Genomic DNA, 16972 nt, shown 5'->3' with positions numbered 1-16972 from the left:
GCGCTCCCGATAAGCGATGAGTGGGCTTAGGGTTTTTCTGTCAGCCGTGCTTCGAGCCCGGCGATATGCGCCTGCAGGCGCTCGTGCTCGCAGCGCTCGGCGCTGATGTCCTCGAACACGCTGATCAGGTGCTCCGGCGCACCGTCCCGGCGGCGCTGCAGCGAGGTGCGCGCGCGTACCCAGAGGTACTCGCCGTTCTTGCGGCGCACGCGTTTTTCCACCTCGTAGCGCTCGCTCTGGCCCGCGAGCATGGCCTGCAGCAACTGCAGGTTGGCGGCCAGGTCATCGGGGTGGGTGATCTGCTGGAAGGTCATGCCGTAGAGTTCTTCGGCGCGGTAGCCGAGCAGCTCGCAGAGGCTGTTGTTGACCCGCTGCCAGCTGCCGTCGGGGTCGATGTAGGCGAGGGCGCCCCAGGCCAGTTCGAAGATCGCCCGGAAGCGCTCTTCACTGTTGCGCAGTTCTTCTTCGGCGACCTTGCGCTCGGTGTTGTCCATGCTGATGCCGACCATCTTCACCGAACGCCCGGCACTGTCGCGCAGCACCGTGGCCCGGGAAGCAATCCAGCGCACCTCGCCGTCGGGGCGGGTGATGCGAAAATCGCATTCGCAGCCACTGCCGTCGGCCACCGCCTGGGCGTACATGGCCTGCATGTGCTCGACGTCTTCGGCCGGCAGGTGGGCCCAGAAGTCTTCGTTGCGATGCACCGGCCAGCCATAGACCTGCTCGACGTTGGGCGAGTAGGTGACTTCGTCGCTGATCAGGTTCCACTCCCAGGTGACGATGCGCGCACCTTCCTGGGCCAGCTTCATGCGCGTTTCGCTTTCCATGATCTGGGCGGTGTAGCGCCGGCGCAGGTCGGTCATCGGCAGCTCGACCACCTGCGGCTGCTGGATGTTTTGCAAGGCTTCTTCGCCGTAGCGCAGCCAGATCCAGTTGACCTTGAGAAAATCGGCCAGCTTGCGCAGGTTGTCGTAGTCGATTTCGCCGCCGCGGGTCCATTTGTGTACCGCCGTGCGCGAGATCCCCAGGGCCGTGCCGACGGCTTGCAACGTCAGTTTGTGATGCTCGAGCAGTTCCTTGAGGCGAAAGGCGAAACTGTTTTCCATCATCGGCAGGGTGTCCTGATCGGGGGCCAAGAGCCTGCCAGTATACCTGTGGGGCAGCTTCAAGCTTCAAGCTTCAAGCTTCAAGCTTCGAGCTGCAAGAGGAGCCTGAGCGTACCTGTCTTGCAGCTTGAAGCTTGAAACTTGGCGCTTGATGCCTACAGATCCAACACCAAGCGTGCCGAGCGGGCCCGCGAGACACAGAGCATCATGCTCTGCTGCGCGGCTTTTTCGTCATCGCTCAGGTATTGGTCAAAGTGCTCGGCCTCGCCCTCAAGGATCGCCGTCTCGCAGGTGCCGCACACGCCTTCGCGGCACAGGCATTCGACCTTGGCGGCCTTGGACTTCTCGATGGCCTGGAGGATGGTCATGCCTTCCTCGACCTGCAGCTCGGTGCCGGAACGGGCCAGCACCACGGTGAAGGCGGCGCCGGTCACCGGGGCGGCGGCGAACTGCTCCCAGTGTACGCGCTGCTCGCCGATGCCGGCCTTGGCGGCGGTGGCGATCACCGCATCGATCAGCGGCTTGGGCCCGCACACATACAGGTGGGCATCGTCAGCCAGGCCCGCGCACAGCGCGGCGAGGTCGAGCTTGCGCTCGAGGCTGTCGATGTAGAAACGGGTGTTGCCGGCATGCGGGCCGCTTTCCAGCTGCTGCTGGAAGGCACCGTGCTCCGGGGCGCGGAAGGCGTAGTGCAGCTCGTAATCAGTGGCGCCACCTTCCAGTTCGTGCAACTGGGCCAGGAACGGCGTGATGCCGATGCCGCCGGCAATCAGCACATGGCGCCCGGCGCTGGGGTCGAGGGCGAACAGGTTGTTCGGCGAGGAGATGGTCAGGCGGCTGCCGACCTGCACCTGCTGGTGCATGAACGCCGAACCGCCCTTGGACTGCTCTTCAAGGCGCACGCCGATCTGGTAGCTGCGGGTGTCGCGCGGGTCGCTCATCAGCGAATAGGCGTTGCTGAACTGGCTGCCATCGGCGCCCTGCATCTGCACGATGACATGGCTGCCGCCGGTGAAGGCGGGCATCGGCGCGCCGTCTTCGCGGGCCAGGGTGAAGCGCTTGATCAGCGGCGTTGCCTGTTCGACTTCGGTTACCTGCACGCTGAACATTTCATACTTGTTGGCCATGTTTCACCTCGACTGCAACAGCACGCGGCAGGCCCTGCCGCGTGTCGGAACCTGTGCTCAGACCGCCAGGCACAGGTATTTGATTTCCAGATAATCCTCGATGCCGTACTTGGAGCCTTCACGGCCCAGGCCCGATTGCTTGATGCCACCGAACGGCGCGACCTCGTTGGAGATCAGCCCGGTGTTGACCCCGACCATGCCGTACTCCAGCTGCTCGGCAACCTTGAACACCCGGGCGATATCGCGGCTGTAGAAGTAGGCGGCGAGGCCGTACTGGGTGGCGTTGGCCAGGGCAATGACCTGCTCGTCGCTGCTAAAGCGCACCAGCGCCGCCACCGGGCCGAAGATTTCTTCTTCGAGCAGCTCCATGCCCGGGCCAATGTTGGCCAGCACGGTGGGTTCGAAGAAGTTGCCGCCCAGGGCATGGGCCTTGCCGCCTAGCACCAGCTCGGCGCCTTTGCCGAGCGCGTCGTCGATCAGGCTGCGGACCTTGGCCACCGCCTTGTCGCTGATCAGCGGGCCGATCTGGCTGCCGACGGCGCTGCCATGGCCGACTTCCAGGGCCCGTACGCGTTCGACGAAGCGCTGGGCAAACTGCTCATACACACTGTCGTGCACGTAGAAGCGGTTGACGCACACGCAGGTCTGCCCGGCGTTGCGGTACTTGGCGACGATGGCGCCTTCGACCGCCGCGTCGATGTCGGCATCGGCGAAGACAATGAACGGCGCGTTGCCGCCGAGCTCCAGGCTGACTTTCTTGATGGTCTCGGCGCACTGGCCCATCAGCAGGCGGCCGATAGGCGTCGAGCCGGTAAAGCTCAGCTTGCGCACGCTCGGGTGGCCGGTGAACTGCGCGCCAATCGCCGGGGCATCGCCGGTGACCACGCTGAACACCCCGGCCGGTACCCCGGCGCGCTCGGCAAGCTCGGCCAGGGCCAGGGCGCAGAACGGTGTTTCGTTGGCCGGCTTGACCACCATGGTGCAGCCAGCGGCCAGGGCCGGGGCGACCTTGCGGGTGATCATCGCCGCCGGGAAGTTCCACGGGGTGATGGCGGTGCACACGCCGATGCCTTGCTTGATCACCAGCAGGCGTTTGTCGTTGGCGGGGCTGGGGATCACGTCGCCATAGACGCGCTTGCCTTCTTCGGCGAACCATTCGACGAAGGAGGCGGCGTAGCGGATTTCACCCAGGGCTTCGTGCAGTGGCTTGCCCTGTTCGAAGGTCATCAGCCGGGCGAGGTCCTGTTCGTGCTCGAGCAGCAGCTCGAACCAGCGGCGCAGCACCTGGGCGCGTTCCTTGGCGGTGCGCCCGCGCCAGTCGGCCAGGGCCGCTTCGGCGGCTTCGATGGCGCGCACCGCTTCGTTGCCGGCCATCAGCGGCACGCTGCCGAGCAGCTCGCCGGTGGCCGGGTCGGTTACTGGCAGGCTGCGCCGGTCATCGGCGTCGCACCAGCGCCCGGCAATGTAGGCCTGCTGGCGGAACAGCTTGTTGTCATTGAGTTTCACGCAAGGCACTCCGAAGCGCGCCGCAGGCGGTCAGGCCTGCGGCGGGCGGTATCAGTCGTTGAGGTGGGCGACGGCGATCAGGTTGTGGAAGTGAGCAATGCCGTGCTCGCTCATGCCGCTGCGCTCGCGGTCGGCCATGATCCGGCCCTGGCCACGGTAGCCGCGCGACTTGAGGCCTTTCTGCACGCTCTCGACCAGGCGCAGGTCTTCGGGGCGGAACACTTCGCGGTACCAGTCGATGAGCTTTTGCTGCTCTTCGCTGATGTCCTTGTTGAGGAAATAGATGTCGTAGTGCTGCAGGGTGGTTTCGGCATCGACCGGGAACTCGTAGATCACGGTCATGAAGTTGGCTCCTGGCGGCACGTTGAACATGGTGCACGGCCAGGCCCAGAAACCTGCGAAGGAGGGGTCCTTGACGCTTTCGTCGAACTTGAACGACTGCTCCGAAGGTTTCGCCAGGCCGTACTGCAGGGTCCAGTTGCCATGCATGCTGTGGCTGTACTGGCCGACGTCGACCGAGTCGGAGAAGCCCGGGTGGGCCGGGGCGCAGTGGTAGCACTCGAGGTAGTTGTCGACGATCGACTTCCAGTTGGCCGGGGTGTCGCTGACAAAGCGCGCGGCCAGGTGCAGGTCGTCGATCACGCCGCAGGCTTCACGCATGCGCGCTTGCAGGCCGGGCAGCTGGTCTTCGACCGAGCCTGCTTGCATGTCCATGTTGATGAAGATGAAGCCTGCGTATTCTTCGACGCGCAGCTGCACCAGGGTCGAGTTCTCTTTGTCGAAGTTGACCACGTTGTCGCAGTTGCGGGCGTGGGCCAGGTCACCGTCGAGCTTGAAGGTCCAGGCGTGGTACGGGCAGGTGATGACGTTCTTGGCCTTGCCGCTGCCGCTGAGCAACTGGTGGCCACGGTGCGGGCAGACGTTGTAGAAGGCGCGCAGGATGCTGTCGCGACCGCGCACGACGATGATGCTTTCGCCGATCACTTCACGGGTGATGTAGGCGTTGTTCTCGGCCACTTCACTGCGGTGGCCGACGCAGATCCAGCTGCGGGCGAAGATGTTTTCTTTCTCGTGCTCGAACACCGCGGCCTGGGTGTAGAAGCTCGCTGGGATGGTGAACGCCTCTTCGGCGTTGGCGCAGAAATCGGCGGGCAGGCGTTTGAAGTCATTCATGATCGGGGTCTCACAAGCACGGTTTTTAGTTATTGGTTAACGCGTATCTATCAGTTAACAAATCAGGCAAAAAAATTTACTGCTGTTGTAGGAGCGGGCTTGCCCCGCGATCTGGCCTGTACGAGGCTCAGATCGCTATCGCGGGGCAAGCCCGCTCCCACAGGTGTGTGATCAGTGCACTGCGGCGGCGCTGCGCGGGGCTTTTTGCGCCGGTTCTTCACCGGCCATGCGCGCCGCTTCTTCCTCGATGCGGTAGGCCGGGACCTGGCCGTAGTCTTCGATCATCCATTTGAAGAAGCCGTAGATCTTTACCAGCAGGATCACCATGAACGGGATGGCGGTGAGCACCACGGCGGTCTTCATGGTCGACAACGAGGCCTTGGCGAACAGCATGGCCAGCGGCACCAGGGTCAGCACCACGCACCAGAACAGGCGGTGGGTCGGCGTCGGGTCGTCGCCTTCGCGCAGGTTGCGGGTGCTGGTGGCGGCCACGGCATAGGCGGCGGCGTCCATGTGCGAGGCGCAGAAGATCGCCATGATGAACAGGTACACGCCCAGGAACACCTGGCCCCACGGCAAGGCCAGCAGCAGATGGGTCACCGCCGATTCGCCGCCTTGTTCGCTGAGCATCTTCGGCACGTCGACGGCGCCGGTGATGAACTGGTGCATGCTGTAGCTTTCCAGCGCACCGAAGAAGAACCAGCAACCGAAGCTGCCACCGAGCAGCAGGGCCATGACCACTTCCTTGATTTGCCGGCCGCGCGATACGCGGGTCACGAACATGGCCACGCCTGGCGCGTAGGACACCCACCAGAGCCAGTAGAACACCGTCCAGTTGCGGGTAAAGGCACCATCGCCGGCCGGGTCGGTGAACAGGCTCATGTGCACGTAGTTCTGGATCATCAGGCCAATCGAGTTGGCGGTGTTGTTGATGGTGAACTGGGTCGGGCCGACCAGCAGCACCACCAGGGCAAACACCAGGGCGCCGATACAGACCATCTTGCTCAGGCGCTGCAGGCCGCCATCGATACCGATGTAGGAGCTGAGCGAGAACATCACCGCCACCGCACCGATCACCAGCAGTTGCACGGTGAAGGTGTCCGGGGTGCCGGCCAGGTCATGCAGGCCGCGGGTCAGGGTCGAGGCGGTGAGCGCCAGCGACACGGTCAGTGCGCCCATCATGGTCAGCAAAAAGATCAGGTCGACGCTGCGCCCGACCGGGCCGGTGGCCTTGAAGCCGGTCACCGCTTCAACGATCGAGGCCAGGTTCAGGCCGCTCTTCTTGCGTACATGAAAGTGATAGGCCATGGCCAGCGAGGCCAGGGCATAGATCGACCAGGCGCTGACGCCCCAGTGGAAGAACGAGTAGCTGATGCTGTACTCGAGCGCCTTGGGGGTAGCGGCGGCGATGTTCAGGCCAGGGGTCTGGTAGTAGTAGGCCCATTCCATCACGCCCCAGTACAGGGTCGAGGAACCCATGCCGGCGCAGATGAACATGAACACCCAGGTGGCGGTGGCGTACTCGGGTTTGCCACTGCCCAGGCGGATGTTGCCGTACTTGCTGAAGGCCAGGTACAGCACCGCCAGCGAGCTGCCGAACACCAGCACCTGGACACTGGTGCCGAAGGTCCGGGTCGACAGTTCGAACAACTGGTTGGCCGCGTGCTCGGCTTCGCCCGGGAAGGCTGCAAGGCCGATGACAGTGAGCAGCACGGCAATCAAACTCACGGTAATCAGGAACACATCTATCTTTTTATTTTTGTGCGACATCATCGTCTCCTGGACGTTGGCGTTCTTAGCTATACCCGGCAGGCACTCCGGGGTGTTGCGGCAGCACTCCCTGCTTCTATGTTAACTAATGGTTAACGTGAATCTTTTGGTTAACAGATTCTGCAGATAATCCGCTTCACCCGCAAGAGCCAAGGGGCCGTTTTGTCAGACAATTCTGACAATCGGCCCCTGGTCCTCAACCTTCGATCAGCGCGCTGATGGCTTCGCCGACTTGCTGGGTCGACTTCTGCCCGCCCATGTCGCGGGTGGTGTCGCCGGCGGCAATGACCTGCTCGATGGCCTTGAGGATGTCGTCGTGGGCGGCGCGGTAGCGCGGGTCGGCGCCGTCGTTGCCAAGGAACTCGAGCATCAGCGCGCCCGACCAGATCATCGCGATCGGGTTGGCGATGTTCTTGCCGTAGATGTCCGGGGCCGAACCGTGCACCGGCTCGAACAGCGACGGGAATTTGCGCTCGGGGTTGAGGTTGGCCGATGGCGCGATGCCGATGGTGCCGGCGCAGGCCGGGCCGAGGTCGGAGAGGATGTCGCCGAACAGGTTCGAGGCCACCACCACGTCGAAGCGATCCGGCTGCAGCACGAAGCGGGCGCAGAGGATATCAATGTGCTGCTTGTCCCAGGTGATGTCCGGATAATTGGCAGCCATGGCTGCGGTGCGCTCGTCCCAGTAGGGCATGCTCACGGCCATGCCGTTGGACTTGGTCGCCGAGGTCACGTGCTTGCGCTCGCGGGTTTGCGCCACCTCGAAGGCGTACTTGAGGATACGGTCGACACCACGGCGGGTGAACACCGACTCCTGCAGCACGAACTCGTTGGCGGTACCTTCGAACATGCGCCCGCCCAGGGACGAGTATTCGCCTTCGGTGTTCTCGCGGATCACCACGAAATCGATATCGCCCGGCTCACGGCCAGCCAGCGGGCAGGGCACGCCAGGGAACAGGCGCACCGGGCGGATGTTCACGTACTGGTCGAAGTCGCGGCGAAACTTCAGCAGCGAGCCCCACAGCGAGATGTGGTCCGGGACTTTGTCGGGCCAGCCCACTGCACCGAAATACAGGGCGTCGAAATCCTTGAGCTGCTCGAACCAGTCGTCCGGCATCATCTTGCCGTGGGCCAGGTAGTAGTCGCAGCTGGCCCATTCGAAGAACTCGAAGCTGATGTCCAGGCCATGCTTGCGCGCGGCGGCCTCGACCACGCGGATGCCTTCGGGGAGGACTTCGTTGCCGATGCCGTCACCGGGAATTGCGGCGATTCTGAAAGTCTTGCTCATGAGGGGCGCACTCGTTGTCTAGGGAACAGGTGCGGCTCATGCTATAAGGGCAGGATTCAGAGATAATCTCGTGATTCATGGATTCTTAGTGCACGCATTGTGAATAATCTTCCCAGCCTCGACGACCTCAATATCTTCCTTCAGGTGGCCAAGCGCGCGAGCTTCGCGGCGGTGGCCGAAGAACTCGGCATGTCGGCCGCGTTCATCAGCAAGCGCATCCGCGTGCTGGAGCAAACCCTTGAAGTGCGCCTGCTGCACCGCACCACCCGGCGGGTGACAGTGAGCGAGGAGGGCGAGCGGGTGTACCAGTGGGCGCAGCAGATTTTCGATGCGGTGCAGCGCATGGGCGACGACATCAGCGCCCAGCACCGCGAGCCGGTGGGCCAGCTGCGGATTGCCAGCAGCCTGGGCCTGGGCCGGCGCTTCGTCGCCCCGGCGCTGTCGGAGCTGGCCGAGCGCTACCCGCGCCTGGATGTACGCCTGGACGTGCATGACCGCCTGGTGGATCTGATCGAAGAGGGCGTCGACCTGGACATCCGCGTCGGCAATGCCATCGCCCCCAACCTGATTGCCAAGCCGCTGGCCCGGAACCGCCGGGTGCTGTGTGCCTCGCCGGCCTACCTGGCCCGGCGCGGCACGCCCGGGGTGCTGGCCGAGCTGGCCAGCCATGATTGCCTGGTGATCAAGGAGCGCGACCACCCGTTTGGTGTCTGGCAGCTGCAAGGGCCCAATGGCGAGGAGAGCGTGCGGGTGACCGGCAGCCTGTCGAGCAACCACGGCGAAGTGGCGCACCAGTGGTGCCTGGATGGCCGCGGGATTTTGCTGCGCTCGTGGTGGGATGTGCACGACAGCCTGGCCGACGGGCGCCTGGTGCAGGTGCTGGCGGAGTATCACCAGCCGGCGGACATCTGGGCGGTGTACACCTCGCCCTTGGCCAGCTCGGCCAAGGTGCGGGTGGCGGTGGAGTTTTTCCGCCAGTACTTTGCCGAGCGCTATAGCTTGCCGGATTAGCGGTGCAAGCCCGCTCCCACAGCCTGTGTAGGAGCGGGCTTGCCCCGCGATGGCCTCACCTCAGAACGTGTAATCCAGCGTCGCAAAATACGACCGCGGCTGCCCCATCAACCACTGCTCGCCGCTATGCGCGGTGGCCGCATAACGCCGGTCCAGCAGGTTATTCAACTGCAAGCCCAGGCGCACATCCGGCAGCACCTGCCAGCCCAGGTTGGCATCGACCACGGTAAAGCCCGGCACACTCTGGGAGTTGGCGGTGTTGGCATAGCGCTCATCGACATAACGCAGGCCCAGGCCGGCATCGACGTCGTCGCCAAAGCCCTTGCTGACCCACAGGTTGGCGGTGCGCCGTGGCACGTTGCTTGGGCGGTTGCCGGCGCGGGAAACGCTCTGGCCGTTCACTACCTGGTCGAAGTCGTCGTATTTGGCGCGTACCACCGAGGCGTTGGCCGAAACATGCCACTGGTTGGCCAGGGCCAGTTCCAGAGTCGCTTCCAGGCCATCGGAGGTCTGCTGGCCGGCCTGTTCTTTCTGGTGGGTGTCGGGGTTGTCGACCAGCAGCTTCTTCTTGACGATGTGATAAGCCGCCAGGGTCCACTCGCCACGGCCGTCCCAGAACAGCTGCTTGAGGCCGAACTCGGTCTGCTTGGCTTCGGTCAGGTCGAACTGCTGCTGGGTCGGGCTCAGGGTCACCAGGTCGCTGACGCCATCCTCGCTGGTGGAGTACTGGCCGTACAGGCTCAGTTGCTCATTCACCGCGAACACCAGGCCGGCGCGCCAGTTACCGCCATTGAGGCTGCGGTCGCTGCGGGTGTCGTTGACCAGGTTGTTGCGGTCAATGTGGTTCTGGTCGCGACGAATGCCGGTGACCAGCGACCAGCGCTCCGACAACTGGGTGCGGTTCTCGGCGAACAGGGCGAAGGTGCGGGTGGTGCTGTCGGTTTGCGCGCGGGTCGGACTGGCGCTGTGGAAGTAGCCCGGCGCCGGCTGCCACGGGTCGACGAAATCGCCGCCGATGTCGTTGTACGGCGAGTTGCTGTCGATGCCGAAACGAATGCGGTTGTACTCGGCGCCGACCACGGTCTTGCTGGCCAGGCCAAACAGCGAGTGGTCGAAGGTGAAGCTCTGGCGATCGCCGAGCTGTTCCTGGTCGTGCTTGATCTCCAGGTAGCTGCCACGCTCAAGCTGGCCAACGCCGCTGTTCCAGCTGTAGTCCTCGGCGTTGCGCCAGTGCCGGCGGCTTTTGAGGTAGTAGAGCTGGTTGCTGGCGCTGATCGAGTCGCTGATGCTCCAGTCGGTGTTAAAGCGCGTCCACTCGTCGTGGTAGTGCTGGGCCGAATCCTTGAGGTTGTAGTTCTTCTTGCTCAGGCTGTCGCGGTAGTGGCCGTCGATCAGCGGCGTGCCGAAGTAGTTCATCGGTTCGGCGTCGCCGCGCTCGTGGGCCAGGGTGAAGCTCAGGTCGTCGCTGGCATCGAAGCGCAGGGCGGCGCTCATGGCCAGGTTCTTCGAGTCGCCACGGTCGATCCAGCCGTTGCTTTGCTGGCGGTTGAGGGTCACCCGGTAGCTCAGCCGCTCGCTCAGCGAACCGCCGCTGTCCAGGCCCAGTTGCTGGCGGTCGTAAGAGCCGTAGCCCAGGCGCAGGTGGTTGCGGATCTCGCCGGCAAAGGGCTTTTTCGGGATCACGTTGATCACCGCACCCGTGGCGCCTTCGCCGTACAGCACCGAGGCCGGGCCGCGGATCACGTCGATGCGCTCGATCATCCACGGGTCGACCGGGAAGCTCTGGGTGCCGGCGCCGGTGTACATCCGCGCGCCGTCGAACAGGGTCATCACCGCACCGTGGCCACTGAAGCCACGGGCCGACAGCGCCGTGTTGCCGTTGCCCGGGGTGGCCACCGAGGTGATGCCCGGCGAGCGCGTCACGGCATCCTGCACGGTGAGGTTGTTGCGCCCGTCGATGGCTTCGCTGCCCAGGCTGCTGGTGCTGGCCGGGGTGTCCATGGCGCTGAGGTTCAGGCGCGAGCCGGCGGGCAGCGGGGTGGCCAGGCTGACGGATTCGTTGTCGCTGCTGCTGGTGATGGCCGTCGAGGGCAGGGCCAGCGCAGAGGGGCTGGGGTCATCGGCGAAAGCTGGCGCAGAGAAGGCCAGGCAGGGGGCCAGGGCATTGGCCGCCAGGGTGTGAAGCTTGGAAGTACGGGACATGTCGTTCCACAGTCAACAGGAAGAATGAATCCCGGAGGGAACAACGCATGGAGGCATGGCGCACGCGCAGGCGGACGCCAACCGGCCTGCGCCCGCCCACCGCGGGGTTGCCAAACAGAAGCTTCAGGCCGGTCTCCGGGCTTGCGAGGGTCATGAAGGCCTTCACCTTCCCATGCCAGGGCACAGTGGTGTTTCGAAGGCTTCGCTCGCTTACCGTTGCGGGGGCAGCGCCGGACTAGTCATTTGCATGACGCACCGGCTTCCCGTTTCACCCTGCGCACGGCGGCGCAGGACACCTGAAACTGGCGCGCATCTGAACACCGAAAACCTTTGCAGTCAACGGCTTGGGCAAATGAGCAGATCAGTTCGCCAGCGCATCGCCACTATCGATTCAACGCCCGCGCTTGCGCGACACCACCGCCTCGATGTTCTTGCGCCCGATCAGCATTGGCTGCTTCGGCTCCTCAAGCCACTTGTACATCACCAGGCTGTCCACCAGCCCCAGGCGCGCATGCCGGTAGGCGTTGGGCAAGCGCCCGACGATGGCAAAGCCGAGCTTCTGCCACAAGGCCACCGCCACCTCGTTGCTGGACACCACCGAGTTGAACTGCATGGCCAGGAAACCCAGTTGCCGCGCCAGGCGCTGCGAGTGTTCGCACATCAAGCGCGCTACGCCGCGGCCACGGGCGGCGTCGCAGACCATGTAGCCGCAATTGCTGACATGGTTGCCGGGGCCGGCGGCATTGGCCTTGAGAAAGTAGGAACCGAGCAGCACACCATCTTCTTCGGCCACCAGGGTCTGCAACGGTGCGTCGAGCCACAGCTGGCGGGCTTGCTCCTGGCTCATGGCCGGGTCGAATGCGTAGGTTTCGCGGGCGCTGACAATGGCCTGGAAGGTCGGCCAGAAGAGCTCGAAGTCAGCGGCGGTCATGGGGCGGATGTGGATCATGGGGTGTCCTGGAAACGGTTCGCCCGCTAGCTTATGCGAAAACGCCAGGAAGTGGGTGAGGCGCGGCGCAGGCCGCGCACTCAGGGTCGGCCTTACTGCCCGGCCTTGCCCACGGCATCCAGTGCCCGCGCCGAGTACACCAGCGCCGCCCCGGCGTTCATGGCCACGGCCACGCCCAGGGCTTCGGCGATTTCCTCGCGGCTCGCGCCGTGCTTGACCGCCTGGGCCGAATGCACGGCGATGCAGCCGTCGCAGCGGGTGGTGACCGCCACGGCCAGCGAGATCAGCTCGCGGGTCTTGGCATCCAGGTGGTTGGTCTTGGCCCCGGCGCCGCTGGCGGTCATGTAGCCGTTGACCGTGTCGGGAGAGAGTTGCTTGAGATCGCCGATGCCGGCCATCAACTGCTTACGGTAGGCATCCCAGTCCATCATGCTCATTGTCTTCACCTTGGTGTGGTTGGCAACTAGAACAGTGAAGCTAGTTTTTTTGCCGGCGGGGCGCCGTTGGTCGATGGTCGGGGAAAGGCAGGACTTTGGCAGGGGTGCCATCGCGGGGCAAGCCCGCTCCTACAAGGAGCTGGCTTGCCAGCGACAGCGGTCTGAATCAGATGTAGATGAACACCAGCACCAAGGCCGCCACCACTGCCCATTTTTCCAGGTAGTAGCGGGTGCGGTTGCGTTTTTTCAGGGCCTTGCCGCGTTCGCGGATCTTGTAGATGCGGGTGAACAGGCGGTTGATGCCGCCGGTTTTGTCGCCGGCATCGTTCGGCGCCGCCGCGGCTGCCATCACGTTCTTGCTGAACCAGCGGTTGAACGCCGTGGCCCAGCGGTACTTGAGCGGGCGCTCGACGTCACAGAAGAGGATGATGCGGTTGTGCTCGGTCTGGTTCGAGGCGTAGTGGATGTAGGTCTCGTCGAAAATCACCCCTTCACCATCGCGCCAGGCGTAGTTCTGGCCGTCGACGCAGATGTAGCAGCCGTCGTCATTGGGTGTATCCAGGCCCAGGTGGTAGCGGTACGAGCCGGCATAGGGGTCGCGGTGGCGCACCAGCTTGGAGCCCGGCGGCAGGGTGGCGAACATCGCCGCCTTGACCGTGCCGATGCCCTGCAGCAACTCGGTGGTGCGCGGGCACAGCTTCATTGCCGACGGGTGGCTCTCGCCGTACCACTTCAGGTAGAAGCGCTTCCAGCCGCTTTTGAAGAACGAGTTGAAGCCGACGTCGTCGTAGTTCTGCGAACTCTTGATTTCGCCGACGTGCAGCAGTTGCTGGGCTTCGGCGCGAATTTCCTGCCAGTTGTCCTGCAACGGCTTGAGCTCGGGGAACGACTCGACCGGCAGGTACGGTTTGGCCGGCAGCTTGGAGAACAGGTACAGAAAGACGTTGACCGGGGCCAGGAAGCTTGAGTGATCACCCAGCTGGCGGGTGACTTTGTGCCTGACTTTGCCTCTGAAATGAACGTAGGCAATCGAGAAAACAAACAGTAAAACGAAGAAGATTTTCATGGGCGGATACTTGTCGATGTGGCGATGCGCCATGGCATAAGCCGGCCAGCATAAACAATCGTGATCACGGTTTGTAGTAATTGTTACCGGTTATGTGTCCGACCATAGTGCTAGGCGCAAGTGTTTGCGTGAACGATTCAGCGGGTGGCTAACGCAGATAAGTTCGTGAGAATTCCAGTCCTCGCCGCCATGGCGTAACTGGCGGTAGAGTCTCAACAACCCCAAAACGCACAGGATGACGAGGCATGGACCCAGGCAATGGCGATACCGGTGAGCCGTTCAAGCGGCTGTTTTTTGCCCTCGATTGCGCACCGCAACAGCGCCGGGCGATTGCCCGCTGGCGCAGCGAGCTGGAACTGGAAAGCGCGCGACCGGTGCCGTCGGCGAACTTTCACCTGACGTTGATGTTCGTCGGTGTGGCGGGCACTGCGCAGTTACCGGCGATTCTGGCCGCCGCAGCGGGCGTGAAGGTGGCCGGCGAACCCCTGACAGTGGTGCTCGACCGTTTGCAGGTGTGGCGCCCGGCCAAGGCGCTGGTGCTGGTGCCAAGCCAGACGCCGGCGGCGTTGCGCCAGCTGGCGTATGCCCTGCAGCAGGCGATGCTGGCGCTGGGTTTTACCGAGGACCCACGGGACTACCGCCCGCACCTGACACTGGCCCGCGACTACCGTGGCAGTGAGCCCGAAGCGCTGGTGCCGGCAGAATTTATCCTGCGCGCGCGGCACTTCAGCTTGTTCGAATCGCGCAAGGGGCAGTACTGGCCGCTGGCGCAGTGGCCGTTGTAGCGCTGTTGCCTGATTGATGCCCGCTCCCACAGAGATCACCTCAAACCTGTAGGAGCGGGCTTGACCCGCGACAGGGCCAGCACTGACTACCTAGAACTGCGGCGTGTACTTCACGCTGAAGGTGAAGTTGCGCGGGTCGCCGAAGTTGTTGTTGCCGTTGAGCTGGTTGTAGGCAGCGATGTAGTAGTGCTTGTCGAACAGGTTGTTGGCGTTCAGCGCCAGGCCCACTTCCGGCGTCAGCTGGTACGCCAGACGCGCGTTCCACACGGCGTAGCCGGGCACGTCGTAGGTGTGCTCGTAGCCCAGGGTATGGGTTTGCGCGGTAAAGCCCAGACCGGCGCTGGCCTTGCTCCAGTCACCCGGCAGCTGGTAGTTACCCCACATGCGCAACATGTGCTTGGGCGTCCAGGTACTGAACACCTTGCCCTTGTTGTCCGGGTCGTCGAGGTAGGTGGTGGTGTTGTAGGTGTAGCCGGCAAACAGCTGCAGGCCGCTGAGCACTTCGCCGCTGACTTCGGCCTCGATACCCTGGCTGCGCACCTTGCCGGCGGCGGTGGAGCAGTACCAGTCATCGCAGGCAAAGCCTGAGGCAACGTCGGTGATCGCGCGGTTTTCCTGGTCGTAGCGGAACACCGCCAGCGAGGTGTTGACGCGGCCATCGAGCAGTTCGCCCTTGATGCCCATTTCATAGTTGCTGCCAATGATCGGCTTGAGCGCCGCGCCGCCGACTGCACGTTCGGTCTGGGGTACGAAGACGTCGGTGTAGCTGGCATACAGCGACCATTCGCGGCTTAGGTCGTAGATGATGCCGGCGTACGGGGTAACCTCGCCGCTTTCGGTCATGGTGCTGGTCGGGTTGACAGAGACGACACCGGTGCCGCCAAAGTAGTCGCTCGAATCATAGCGGTAGTCGAACCAGCTGACCCGCGAACCGAGTACCAGGGTCAACGGCTCTGCCAGCTTGACCCGCCAGGCGCCATACAGGCCTTTCTGGCGAATGTCGTAGGCGCCGGTCAGGCCCCGCCCGGTGCGTTGTGCCAGCAGGCTTTCGGTGCTGATTTCCGGGCGATGATGGTCGATACCGAAGATGCTGTCGCTGGTGGGATTGAAGGCGCGGGCAAAGCGGTCATCGGTGGTCAGTTTCGAGTAGTTGCCGCCCAGGGTCAGTTCCTGCTCGAAGTTGAAGGCGTCGAACTTGCCCACCAGGTTCATGTCGACACCGACCTTGGTGGAGTCGAAATCGGTGATCCAGTCGGCATAGGTGAGGCCGCTGCCGTCAAGGTTGATGCCGTCGCCGGTGCTTTGTACCCGCTGGTGGGTCGACTTGTTGGTCTCGCTCATGCGAATGGCGCCAACGTGGAATTTCCAGTCGTCGTTGAAGCGGTGCTCGAGGTCGGCGTACAGGGTGGTGACGTCGATCTCCAGGTGGTTCCAGCGCGAGCCGGTGAAGGTCGAGCGCGATACATCCAGACCGCTGCCATCGACATAGCGCGGCAGGCCGCGCAGCATCGGCCGCGACTCGGCATTGGACTGGCTGATCGCCAGGCCCAGGGTGGTGGCCTCGTTCAGGTCAAAGTCCAGCGCGCCGTACAGCGAGTGGGTCTTGCTCCATTCGTAGTCGACGAACGAATCGCTCTGGTCCTCGTCGGCAACGAAGCGCCCGCGCACGGTGCCGGCATCGTTCAACGGGCCGCCGGCGTCCAGTTGCAGGCCGTAGTGGTCCCAGCTGCCGGCCTTGCCGGTGACGGTCACGGTGGGCGCAGCCTGGCCGCGCTTGCGCACCAGGTTGACGGCGCCGCCCGGGCTGCCGGTGCCTTGCAGCAGGCCGGAGGAGCCGCGCAGTACTTCCATGCGGTCGAAGAAGATCAGGTCCTGGGTCGCCCAGTTGCCCAGCGAATAGTTGTTGCGCGGGATCGCCACGCCGTCGTATTGCCAGTCGTCGATCTGAAAACCGCGCGAGGTAATGATCAGGCCCGGGCCCACGCCCTGCAGGCCGACCAGGCCGGTGGTCTGGTTGACCGCGTCCTTGAGGTCGACGATGTTCTGGTCGTCCATCTGCTGGCGGGTCATGACCGTGACCGACTGAGGGATTTCCCGCAGGGTATGGCTGCCCTTGCCAATGGTCGTGGCCCGCGCCGCATAGGAGCCGGTGCCCTCGGTGGTGGCTGGGTCCAGACCGCTGCCGATACCGTTGATATTGGTCGCACCCAGCTCCAGGGCGTTGCCGGCGTCGATGCTCGGCAGCACGCTGAAGTTGCCCTGTTCGGTGACCAGCAACTGCAGGCCGCTGCCGGCCAGGGCCTTTTGCATGGCCTGCACGGCGCTCATCCGGCCGACGATCGCCGGTGCCTGCTTGCCTTGTACCAGCGCCGGGTCCAGGGACACGATGCGCCCGCTCTGGCTGGCGATGGCATTGACGGTGCTGGCCAGGGCGGCGGCGGGCAGGTTGAAGCTCAGGGCCTGTTCCTGGGCCTGGGCGGCGCTGGCCAGCGTGGCCAGGGCCACGGCGACAGGAAGGGCGTGGGACCAAGGGTTGAGCACGGAATTCTCCT

General features: G+C 64.0%; 13 protein-coding genes and 1 riboswitch. Of the genes, 2 read left to right on the top strand and 11 right to left on the bottom strand.

The window, feature by feature from the left end; translation table 11 throughout:
• Positions 1–26 precede the first annotated feature (26 nt).
• The 6 genes from JYG36_RS16875 to JYG36_RS16850 all read right to left on the bottom strand — a co-directional run bounded on the left by JYG36_RS16875 (position 27) and on the right by JYG36_RS16850 (position 7970).
• Positions 27–1109: a helix-turn-helix domain-containing protein gene (locus JYG36_RS16875; RefSeq protein ID WP_093384448.1), complete on the bottom strand. Its 1083-nt coding sequence runs from the start codon at positions 1107–1109 to the stop codon at positions 27–29.
• Positions 1110–1261: 152 nt separating this feature from the next.
• On the bottom strand, positions 1262–2233 hold the full coding sequence (locus JYG36_RS16870; protein WP_093384445.1) for a PDR/VanB family oxidoreductase: 972 nt from the start codon (positions 2231–2233) through the stop codon (positions 1262–1264).
• Positions 2234–2290: 57 nt separating this feature from the next.
• Entirely contained in the window at positions 2291–3739 is a 1449-nt protein-coding gene (locus JYG36_RS16865; RefSeq protein WP_213601729.1) for an NAD-dependent succinate-semialdehyde dehydrogenase, read from the bottom strand.
• 51 nt (positions 3740–3790) lie between these two features.
• Positions 3791–4912 (bottom strand): aromatic ring-hydroxylating oxygenase subunit alpha, encoded by a 1122-nt coding sequence (locus tag JYG36_RS16860; protein WP_045201252.1) that lies wholly within the window; start codon positions 4910–4912, stop codon positions 3791–3793.
• Between the two features lie 171 nt (positions 4913–5083).
• A complete protein-coding gene (locus tag JYG36_RS16855; protein WP_052676557.1) occupies positions 5084–6682 on the bottom strand; it encodes a BCCT family transporter in 1599 nt (532 codons plus the stop codon).
• A gap of 196 nt (positions 6683–6878) precedes the next feature.
• Positions 6879–7970 (bottom strand): tartrate dehydrogenase, encoded by a 1092-nt coding sequence (locus tag JYG36_RS16850; RefSeq protein ID WP_123567564.1) that lies wholly within the window; start codon positions 7968–7970, stop codon positions 6879–6881.
• A gap of 99 nt (positions 7971–8069) precedes the next feature.
• Between JYG36_RS16850 and JYG36_RS16845 the strand changes: the two genes are divergently transcribed.
• The gene (locus tag JYG36_RS16845) at positions 8070–8981 is read left to right on the top strand and encodes a LysR substrate-binding domain-containing protein (RefSeq protein ID WP_045201255.1); all 912 of its coding nucleotides are present in this window, start codon (positions 8070–8072) and stop codon (positions 8979–8981) included.
• 60 nt (positions 8982–9041) lie between these two features.
• Here JYG36_RS16845 and JYG36_RS16840 read toward each other — a convergent pair whose 3' ends face one another.
• The 4 genes from JYG36_RS16840 to lpxO form a co-directional block, all read right to left on the bottom strand.
• On the bottom strand, positions 9042–11183 hold the full coding sequence (locus tag JYG36_RS16840; RefSeq protein WP_213601726.1) for a TonB-dependent receptor: 2142 nt from the start codon (positions 11181–11183) through the stop codon (positions 9042–9044).
• A 109-nt stretch (positions 11184–11292) separates the two neighbouring features.
• A riboswitch (cobalamin riboswitch) is annotated at positions 11293–11498 on the bottom strand.
• A 76-nt stretch (positions 11499–11574) separates the two neighbouring features.
• Positions 11575–12132: a GNAT family N-acetyltransferase gene (locus JYG36_RS16835; RefSeq protein ID WP_045201257.1), complete on the bottom strand. Its 558-nt coding sequence runs from the start codon at positions 12130–12132 to the stop codon at positions 11575–11577.
• A 92-nt stretch (positions 12133–12224) separates the two neighbouring features.
• A complete protein-coding gene (locus tag JYG36_RS16830; RefSeq protein ID WP_045201258.1) occupies positions 12225–12569 on the bottom strand; it encodes a carboxymuconolactone decarboxylase family protein in 345 nt (114 codons plus the stop codon).
• 166 nt (positions 12570–12735) lie between these two features.
• Positions 12736–13635, bottom strand: coding sequence for a lipid A hydroxylase LpxO (lpxO, locus tag JYG36_RS16825; RefSeq protein WP_045201333.1), 900 nt, complete (start codon positions 13633–13635; stop codon positions 12736–12738).
• A 245-nt stretch (positions 13636–13880) separates the two neighbouring features.
• On the opposite strand from lpxO, the gene thpR reads away from it, so the two are divergent.
• Positions 13881–14420, top strand: coding sequence for an RNA 2',3'-cyclic phosphodiesterase (gene thpR / locus JYG36_RS16820; protein WP_213601724.1), 540 nt, complete (start codon positions 13881–13883; stop codon positions 14418–14420).
• Between the two features lie 90 nt (positions 14421–14510).
• Here the strand turns inward: thpR and JYG36_RS16815 are convergent, their stop codons facing one another.
• A complete protein-coding gene (locus JYG36_RS16815; RefSeq protein WP_093384417.1) occupies positions 14511–16961 on the bottom strand; it encodes a TonB-dependent siderophore receptor in 2451 nt (816 codons plus the stop codon).
• Between the last annotated feature and the right edge of the window lie 11 nt (positions 16962–16972).

The organism is Pseudomonas sp. SORT22 (genome assembly GCF_018417635.1).
GTDB lineage: Bacteria > Pseudomonadota > Gammaproteobacteria > Pseudomonadales > Pseudomonadaceae > Aquipseudomonas.
Note: the sequence above shows the minus strand (reverse complement) of the source record. Positions and strands in the feature narration are given on the sequence as shown.

Coding starts and splice junctions, on each gene's coding strand:
- JYG36_RS16875 (WP_093384448.1), bottom strand. CDS start 1,109: ATGATGGAAAACAGTTTCGCCTTTCGCCTCAAGGAACTGCTCGAGCAT.
- JYG36_RS16870 (WP_093384445.1), bottom strand. CDS start 2,233: ATGGCCAACAAGTATGAAATGTTCAGCGTGCAGGTAACCGAAGTCGAA.
- JYG36_RS16860 (WP_045201252.1), bottom strand. CDS start 4,912: ATGAATGACTTCAAACGCCTGCCCGCCGATTTCTGCGCCAACGCCGAA.
- JYG36_RS16855 (WP_052676557.1), bottom strand. CDS start 6,682: ATGTCGCACAAAAATAAAAAGATAGATGTGTTCCTGATTACCGTGAGT.
- JYG36_RS16850 (WP_123567564.1), bottom strand. CDS start 7,970: ATGAGCAAGACTTTCAGAATCGCCGCAATTCCCGGTGACGGCATCGGC.
- JYG36_RS16840 (WP_213601726.1), bottom strand. CDS start 11,183: ATGTCCCGTACTTCCAAGCTTCACACCCTGGCGGCCAATGCCCTGGCC.
- JYG36_RS16835 (WP_045201257.1), bottom strand. CDS start 12,132: ATGATCCACATCCGCCCCATGACCGCCGCTGACTTCGAGCTCTTCTGG.
- JYG36_RS16830 (WP_045201258.1), bottom strand. CDS start 12,569: ATGAGCATGATGGACTGGGATGCCTACCGTAAGCAGTTGATGGCCGGC.
- lpxO (WP_045201333.1), bottom strand. CDS start 13,635: ATGAAAATCTTCTTCGTTTTACTGTTTGTTTTCTCGATTGCCTACGTT.
- thpR (WP_213601724.1), top strand. CDS start 13,881: ATGGACCCAGGCAATGGCGATACCGGTGAGCCGTTCAAGCGGCTGTTT.